The organism is Pandoraea sp. B-6 (genome assembly GCF_000282835.1).
Lineage (GTDB): Bacteria > Pseudomonadota > Gammaproteobacteria > Burkholderiales > Burkholderiaceae > Pandoraea > Pandoraea cepalis.
Map to the genome: position 1 here is coordinate 1 of NZ_KB290557.1, position 7,740 is coordinate 7,740.

Below are 7,740 nucleotides of genomic sequence, written 5' to 3' on the forward strand. Positions count from 1 at the left end.
CCGCCAAGCACTGCACCGGTGCTGCCGCCGAGCGCGCCACCCACGGCCGCGCCCGCCACGCCGCCCAGCGCACCGCCAACGGCATTGTTCATATCACTGGCCGACGCGGCCAGCGAGGTCGTTGCAACCACGGCGGCGATCGCCACCATCGGGAAAATTCGTTTGATCATAGGTCGTGAATAAGATGCGGATGAATGCGGACCCAGTATAAAGACACGCGACCGTGCCGCCGTCACCCCAATGTTTCATGTCTCGTAAGGCCAGTAACAAAATGTTTCAGTGCGTGCGTTGAAAGCGGTTAGCTTTTATGAGGCATCGCCGCCCGTGCGACGCCGCGATGGCACTTTCATCTCGGCCACGTAGCGATATAACTGTGCCGCCGCCGGCGAGAGCGGCCGCGCCTTGCTGCGTATCATTCCCATGCGCCGCGTCACTACCGGATCGACCAGCGGCACGCTCGTGAGCAACGGATGTTCGCTACCCGGCATTGCCATCGTCGGCACGGCCGCCACGCCGAGCCCCGCTTCGACCAGACCGAGCATGGTGGTGACGTGCTGCGTCTCGCAGATGCTTGGCGGGCGCTGGGGTAGCGAGGTGAGTGCTTGATCGAGCAGCAGCCGGTTGCCCGAGACGCGGCCGACACTGATGTAGTCGTATTCGTAAAGCTCACGCCACGTCACCCGCTTTCTGCCCGCGAGTGCATGGTCGCGCCGGCAGGCCGCCACATAGCGCTCCTGCAACAGGAGCTTGAACTCGATGTTCGGCTCCTGGCTGCCGATGAAATTCAACCCGAAATCGGCGTCGCCATTCGCCACCGACGCGAGCACCTCGTTGGCACTTGCGTCGAGCACCGAGATGCGGATGCGGGGAAACGCCTGGTGGTAGCGTGAGATCACCTGCGGCATGAAGTAATACGCGGCCGACGGCACACAGGCAATGGTCACGTGTCCGAGGCTCGACGAGGCCACATCGCGAATACCCAGCAGGGCGTTGTCCAGATCGTCCAGAATCCGCTCCGCGTCGCGGGCGAAAGCGCGTCCGACGGTTGTCAGCGCCACGAGCCGCGTGCTGCGCTCGAAGAGCTTGACCCCGAGCGCGTCCTCGAGCTTGTCGATACGGCGCGAGAGCGCGGGCTGCGAGAGATGGATCGACTCGGCCGCGCGGCGAAAGCTCGCCAGTTGCGCCACCGCGCGAAATGCCTGCAAATCGTTCAGATCGAAGTTGATCGCCATGACGTTGGGAGCAGAAAGTCGGGTAGACGCCTCGAGGCACGCCGACGTCCAGCGCACGCCGAGGCTTGGTTGCGATGCGGAGTGTAGCCCGTTACCGCTTGGCAGACGCATCAACATCCTACGATTGATCGCATATGTGCATCAATACTTCCAAAACTTGCAATTCACAAGCCGGGAACTTCCGGCGCACCATTGGCAACTTCTAAAAAGCGCTCATGACGATTCAAACGTCCCTGGTAGAGGCGCATTCCGACGACACATTGGCGGCCCGATCTCCCGGGCTGCCGGCAACACGGAGACAGCGCATGTCACAGCGCCCCAACGACGCGGTTTCGCGTCGCCCCTCGAAAGCCGGCGCGATCCTGCGCGTAACGGCCGGCAACTTCCTCGAGCAGTTCGATTTCTTTCTGTTCGGTTTCTACGCCACTCAGATCTCACACGTGTTCTTTCCGGCGGGCAGCGAGTTCGCTTCGCTCATGATGACCTTCGCCGTCTTTGGCGCGGGCTTCCTGATGCGACCGCTCGGCGCGATTGTGCTGGGCGCTTACATCGATAACGTCGGCCGCCGCAAGGGGCTGGTCACGACACTGGCGATCATGGCGAGCGGCACCGTGCTCATCGCGTTCGTGCCGGGGTACGCCACCATTGGTCTCGCGGCGCCGGTGCTCGTGCTGATCGGACGTTTGCTGCAAGGTTTCTCGGCCGGTGCCGAGCTGGGCGGCGTGTCCGTGTATCTTGCGGAAATCGCCACGCCGGGCCGCAAGGGCTTCTACACGAGTTGGCAGTCGGCGAGCCAGCAGGTCGCCATTGTTGTGTCGGCGGCGCTCGGCTTCACGCTTTCGCTCACGCTCACCGCGCAGCAGATCGCGGCATGGGGCTGGCGTGTGCCGTTCATCGTGGGCTGCATGATCGTGCCGATGATCTTCGCGTTGCGCCGCTCGCTCCAGGAGAGCGAAGAATTCAAGCAGCGCAAGCGTCATCCGTCCTTGGGCGAAGTGTTCCGCTCGATGGCCGCCAACGCCGGCGTGGTGATCGGCGGCACGCTGCTCGTGGCCCTTACCACGACGGCGTTCTACCTGATTACCGTCTACGCGCCGACCTTCGGCAAGAGCGTGCTGCACCTGTCGAGCGCCGATGCGTTGCTCGTCACGCTGTGCGTGGGTGTGTCGAACTTCATCTGGCTGCCGATCGGTGGCATGCTGTCCGACCGCATTGGCCGCCGCCCGGTATTGCTGCTCTTCGCGGGACTGACGCTCGTATCGGCCTATCCGGTGCTCACGTTCCTGGTTCAGGCCCCGAGCTTCACGCGCATGCTGATCTCGCTGCTATGGCTGTCGTTCCTGTACGGCATGTACAACGGCGCGATGATCCCGGCGCTGACCGAAGTCATGCCGCCGGACGTGCGCGTGGCCGGCTTCTCGCTTGCGTATAGCCTCGCGACGGCGCTTTTCGGCGGCTTCACGCCTGCGCTGTCGACTTATCTGATCCACGCCACGGGCGACAAGGCCGCGCCGGGCTACTGGATGAGTATCGCCGCGCTGTGCGCGATTTGCGCGACGCTGGCGCTCTACCGCCGCCGCCCCGGCGGGCAGGGGAGTCCCCGTACTGAACTCGCCGCAGGCTAAGCCACGCGGCAGGCGCGCCCCGTTCGCGGGCGCGCCCGGCAACGCTTCCCCAAACCGGGTGCCGACGCGCATCCATCCCCAAAAGCAAAATTCAGAGAGACACTGCCATGAAAGCCATCGCCCTCCCGGCGCGCATGCGCGCGCCCCGACATCTGCTTGCCGCGCTCGGCGCCGGCATCGCCCTGACCACGCTGCTCGGTGCCACGTCGGCCAGCGCGGAAGACCTGCACGTGATGAACTCCGGCGGCTTCACGGCCGCGTACAAGTTGTTGTTGCCCAAGTTCGAGGCGTCGAGCGGCGATCATGTGGACACCGCGTGGGGGCCGTCGATGGGCAAGGCGCCCGAGGCAATCCCCAACCGTCTGGCGCGTGGCGAGTCGGCCGATGCGGTCATCATGGTCGGCTACGCCCTCGACGGTCTTATCAAGGCCGGTAAGGTGCGCGCGGATTCCCGCGTCGATCTGGCCGATTCGCGCATCGGCGTCGTCGTGAAATCGGGCGATGTGGTGCCCGATGTCAGCACGCCCGAAAAGCTCAAGGCCGCGCTGCTCGCCGCGAAATCGGTCGCGTACTCCGACAGCGCCAGCGGTGTGTACGTCGAGCGCGAACTCTTCAAGAAGCTGGGCATCGTCGACCAGATGCGGGGCAAGAGCGTGATGGTGCAGAAGACGCCCGTGGCCGAAAAGGTCGCTGCCGGCGACTATGCGCTGGGACTGCAACAGGTCAGCGAGCTGCTGCCGGTCAAGGGCGCTGCGTTCGCGGGCAAGATTCCCGAGTCGCTGCAATCGGTCACGCGTTTCGCCGGTGGCGTGCCGGTGAATGCGCCGCATCCGGACGAAGCGAAGAAACTGCTGACGTACCTGGCCGCGCCCGCGGTGGCGAAGGAAGTCGAGTCCACCGGTCTCGATCCGCTGGCACATTGATGTGCCGGTCTTCATTGAAGATATGAACTAACGTGTTGCCTGCGTCGGGGGAGATAATTTTCCCTCGGCATCCTTGGCGGGTTTGACCGACAATGACGCGTCAGACAACGGCGTTGCACAGGACGACGCCACCGCCAAGGAGACCGACATGGCCTCAGCGCCAGCTCAACCCGCTCAGCCGATACAGGCTGCCGATTCGCGTGCCGGCGCAGCCGGCCCCTCGGCCCCCCACGCCCCGCCCTTGAACGAGATCGTCGCGCTCGACGCGCTGGCGTTGTCCGACGCCATTCACACGCGCCGCGTGTCGTGTCGCGAGGTCATGCAGGCGTATCTCACGCACATTGCGCATTACAACCCGGCGGTCAACGCCATCGTGTCCTTGCACGATGCCGACGCCTTGCTTGCGCAGGCCGACGAGCGCGACCAGCAGTTGGCCAATGGCCAGTCCCTGGGGTGGATGCACGGCATGCCGCATGCCGTGAAGGATTTCGCCGCGTGCGCGGGATTTCCCACGCGCAAAGGCTCGCCATTGACGTCGGCGGCGCCCGACACGCAGGACAGCATCGGCGTTGCGCGCATCCGCGCGGCGGGCGCGATCTTCATCGGCAAGACCAACGTCTCCGAGTTCGGATTGGGCTCGCATAGCTACAACCCCGTCTTTGGCGTCACGGGCAACGCTTACGACGCGACGCGCAGCGCAGGTGGCAGCAGCGGCGGGGCGGGCAGCGCGCTTGCGCTACGCATGCTGCCGGTCGCGGATGGCAGCGACATGATGGGGTCGCTGCGCAATCCGGCTGCGTTCGGCAACGTGTATGGCTTCCGGCCGTCGCAGGGCCGGGTGCCCTATGGTCCGGCGCCTGAGTTGTTCGTCCAGCAACTGAGCACCGAGGGGCCGATGGGGCGTTCTGTCGCCGACGTCGCCCAACTGCTCGCCACGCAAGCGGGCTACGACGCGCGCAGTCCGCTTTCCCTGGCGCAGGCGCATGGCGCGGTGCCGTTCGCGAGCGCGTTGCAACGCGACGTCAAGGGATTGAAGCTGGGCTGGCTGGGCGACTATGGCGGCCATCTGCCGATGGAAGACGGTGTGATGGCCCTGTGCGAGGCATCGTTGCGCGACTTCACGGCGATGGGGTGCGAAGTGCAATCTTGTACGCCCGACTTCGCGCCGGAGCGATTGTGGCAGACGTGGCTCACGTTGCGTCACTGGCTCGTGAGCGGCTCGCTGGGCGAGTTGTATGCCGACCCTGCGCGCCGCGACAAGCTCAAGCCGGAGGCGCAGTGGGAAGTCGAGGGCGGGCATGCGTTACGCGCGGCCGATGTATATCGCGCGTCCGTTGATCGCAGCGAGTGGTATCGCTCGCTCGCGCGGCTGTTCGAGCGTTACGACTTCCTGCTGCTGCCTTCGGCGCAGGTCTTCCCGTTCGACGCACAAATGCACTGGCCGTCGTCCGTCGCGGGCAAGCCGATGGACACCTATCATCGGTGGATGGAAGTGGTGATCGGGCCGACGCTGGCCGGACTGCCGGCGATCAGCGTGCCGGTCGGATTCGATGCGCGCGGGTTGCCGATGGGACTGCAAATCATCGGACCGGCGCAGGCCGATCTCGCGGTGTTGCAACTGGCGCATGCGCACGAGCAGCAAACGCAGTGGGTGCGTCGCCGGCTGCCGCCGATGCTTGCCGGTACCGCGAGGGGGTGATCGGCGGGCAAGGGACGGGCCCGTTCGGCTTACCTTGGGCGGGCGGCGCGTGCCTGCGCCCGTAGCGGGCGCAGCAATTCACCCAGCGCGTTGTGATCGATCTCGTGCATGAGGGCGAGCAGGCGACCGATGTCGCCCGGCGGAAAACCCTCGCGGGCGAACCAGCTCAGGTAATTGCCGGGCAGGTCGGCAATGAGCGTGCCCTTGTGTTTGCCGAACGGCATGGGCGTGGTGACGAGGCGCATCAGCGCGTCGGCATCGAAATCGAAATCGAGCATAAGCGACAGGCGCGAATGGCGCGCGGGCACGAAGAGAGGCAAAGCGTTACGCTACCACATGCGTTCCACCGGGTCGGCCGGGGAGCGCGCCCAACTTTGGGGGTTCGTATGCATCAACGATTGGATGGCCTCGCGGCGTCGGGCGAGTTGCCCGGCCCGGATGGCGAAGCGCTCGATCCGTTGCGCACGTTCGTCGCGGGGCTTTCGCGACTGCTGGCGCGTCATCCGGACGAGACAACGCTGCTCGACGCCGGCGCGGGTCTGCTGGCACCACTCGTCGCATGTGACGACTGGTTGCCCGCCGCGTTCGCGGTGCCACATCCCGAGCACTATCAGCAATACCTGTTGCATTGCGATCCGGCGCAGCGCTTTTCCATCGTGAGTTTCGTTTGGGGGCCGGGGCAGGTCACGCCAATTCACGATCACACCGTGTGGGGCCTGATCGGCGTGTTGCGCGGGGCGGAGGATTCGCAGCCCTATCGGCTCGACGCGCAGGGCGTACCGGTCATGACGGGGCCGCCGGTGCGTCTGTCGCCGGGCGATGTGGAGGTGCTCTCGCCGCGGTTGGGGGACATTCACCGTGTGAGCAATGCCTACGCCGACCGGGTCTCGGTGAGCATCCACGTGTACGGGGCGAACATTGGCACCGTGCGTCGCAGCGTGTTCACCGAAGCGGGCGAGCGCAAAAGCTTCATCTCCGGATACGCCAATGCGCAATCGCCGAATCCATAAAGAAAGGCGCCGCAACGTGCCGACGGCCCACGCCACGCGTTCGGGCGCCTTCTGCCACAATAGCTTTCTGGTTGCGCGAATGCGCGAGCCCATCGCGCCGATACGCAAATCGAATCGACGCTTGCCGAATTCAAGGAACCACCGTGTCCTCTTTCTCGACCGATGCGCCGTCGCAGACGGCTGCGCCGACTGCCGTTGCTGAAGACCTCGCTTTCCCCGAACTGACCTATGCCGACGTGCGTGCCGCGCTGCTCGCCCGTGAGGAAATTGCGTTGCTCGACGTTCGCGAAGAAGATCCATTCGCGCAGGCGCACCCATTGTGGGCGGCGAACCTTCCGCTCTCGCGCGTGGAGATCGACGTCTGGGCGCGCATACCGCGCCGCGACACGCGCATCGTCGTCTACGGCGAGCATGGCGGCGAGGATCTGGCGCCGCGCGCTGCCGGCGTGCTGCGCAAGCTCGGCTACACCGACGTCAATTGTCTCGCGGGCGGCCTCGACGGTTGGATCGCGGCTGGCGGAGAAGTCTTTCGCGACGTCAACGTGCCGAGCAAAGCCTTTGGCGAGTGGGTCGAAGGGTTGCGGCATACCCCGTCGTTGTCCGCGCAGGAAGTTCAGGCACTGCTCGATGCGCGCGCCGATGTGGTCGTCGTCGACGCGCGCCGGTTCGACGAATACCAGACCATGAACATTCCCGGCTCGACCAGCGTGCCCGGTGCCGAACTCGTGCTGCGCGTGCGCGAACTCGCCCCGAACCCGGCCACGCGTGTGATCGTCAATTGCGCCGGACGCACACGCAGCATCATCGGCACGCAATCGCTCGTGAACGCCGGTCTGCCGAATCCGGTGGCGGCGCTGCGCAACGGCACCATCGGCTGGACGCTCGCCGGTCAGACACTCGAGCGCGGGGCCGATCGCCGGCCCCCGGCCGTGGTGAGCGACGCTACCCTGAACGTCGCGCGCGCTGGGGCCCGTGCCATCGCCGATCGTGCGGGCGTGCGCCGAATCGCGGTGGGCGACGTGCCCGCACTGAATGCGCCTGGGCGCACCGTCTATCGCTTCGACGTGCGTACGCCGGAAGACTACGCAGCCGGGCACTTGCCCGACTTCGCCAGTGCGCCGGGAGGGCAACTGGTGCAGGAGACCGATCATCATGCGCCGGTGCGTGGCGCGTGGATCGTGCTCGCGGACGACAACGGCGTGCGTGCCGACATGACCGGTTCGTGGCTCCCCCCGATGGGGTGGGCCGGCT

At 65.7% G+C, this 7,740-nt stretch carries 7 protein-coding genes; 5 read left to right on the forward strand and 2 right to left on the reverse strand.

Annotated features, from left to right (window positions below; translation table 11 throughout):
* Nucleotides 1–305: 305 nt before the first annotated feature.
* The gene (locus A985_RS0120370) at nucleotides 306–1,232 is read right to left on the reverse strand and encodes a LysR family transcriptional regulator (RefSeq protein ID WP_017235221.1); all 927 of its coding nucleotides are present in this window, start codon (nucleotides 1,230–1,232) and stop codon (nucleotides 306–308) included.
* Nucleotides 1,233–1,537: 305 nt separating this feature from the next.
* Here A985_RS0120370 and A985_RS26440 point away from each other — a divergent pair, with 305 nt between their 5' ends.
* From A985_RS26440 to A985_RS0120385, 3 genes are all read left to right on the forward strand, one after another.
* Nucleotides 1,538–2,857 carry an MFS transporter gene (locus tag A985_RS26440; protein WP_017235222.1) on the forward strand — a complete coding sequence of 440 codons (1,320 nt, stop codon included), beginning with the start codon at nucleotides 1,538–1,540 and terminating at the stop codon, nucleotides 2,855–2,857.
* A gap of 134 nt (nucleotides 2,858–2,991) precedes the next feature.
* On the forward strand, nucleotides 2,992–3,780 hold the full coding sequence (locus A985_RS0120380) for a substrate-binding domain-containing protein (protein WP_026132209.1): 789 nt from the start codon (nucleotides 2,992–2,994) through the stop codon (nucleotides 3,778–3,780).
* Nucleotides 3,781–3,928: 148 nt separating this feature from the next.
* Nucleotides 3,929–5,479 carry an amidase gene (locus A985_RS0120385; RefSeq protein ID WP_083902389.1) on the forward strand — a complete coding sequence of 517 codons (1,551 nt, stop codon included), beginning with the start codon at nucleotides 3,929–3,931 and terminating at the stop codon, nucleotides 5,477–5,479.
* A gap of 29 nt (nucleotides 5,480–5,508) precedes the next feature.
* Here the strand turns inward: A985_RS0120385 and A985_RS0120390 are convergent, their stop codons facing one another.
* Complete coding sequence (locus A985_RS0120390; RefSeq protein WP_026132211.1) at nucleotides 5,509–5,757, reverse strand: DUF3820 family protein; 249 nt, start codon at nucleotides 5,755–5,757, stop codon at nucleotides 5,509–5,511.
* Between the two features lie 108 nt (nucleotides 5,758–5,865).
* Between A985_RS0120390 and A985_RS0120395 the strand changes: the two genes are divergently transcribed.
* Nucleotides 5,866–6,489 carry a hypothetical protein gene (locus A985_RS0120395; RefSeq protein ID WP_017235226.1) on the forward strand — a complete coding sequence of 208 codons (624 nt, stop codon included), beginning with the start codon at nucleotides 5,866–5,868 and terminating at the stop codon, nucleotides 6,487–6,489.
* Nucleotides 6,490–6,710: 221 nt separating this feature from the next.
* On the forward strand, nucleotides 6,711–7,740 hold a 1,030-nt coding region (locus A985_RS29530), incomplete at its 3' end, for a rhodanese-like domain-containing protein (RefSeq protein ID WP_255349108.1).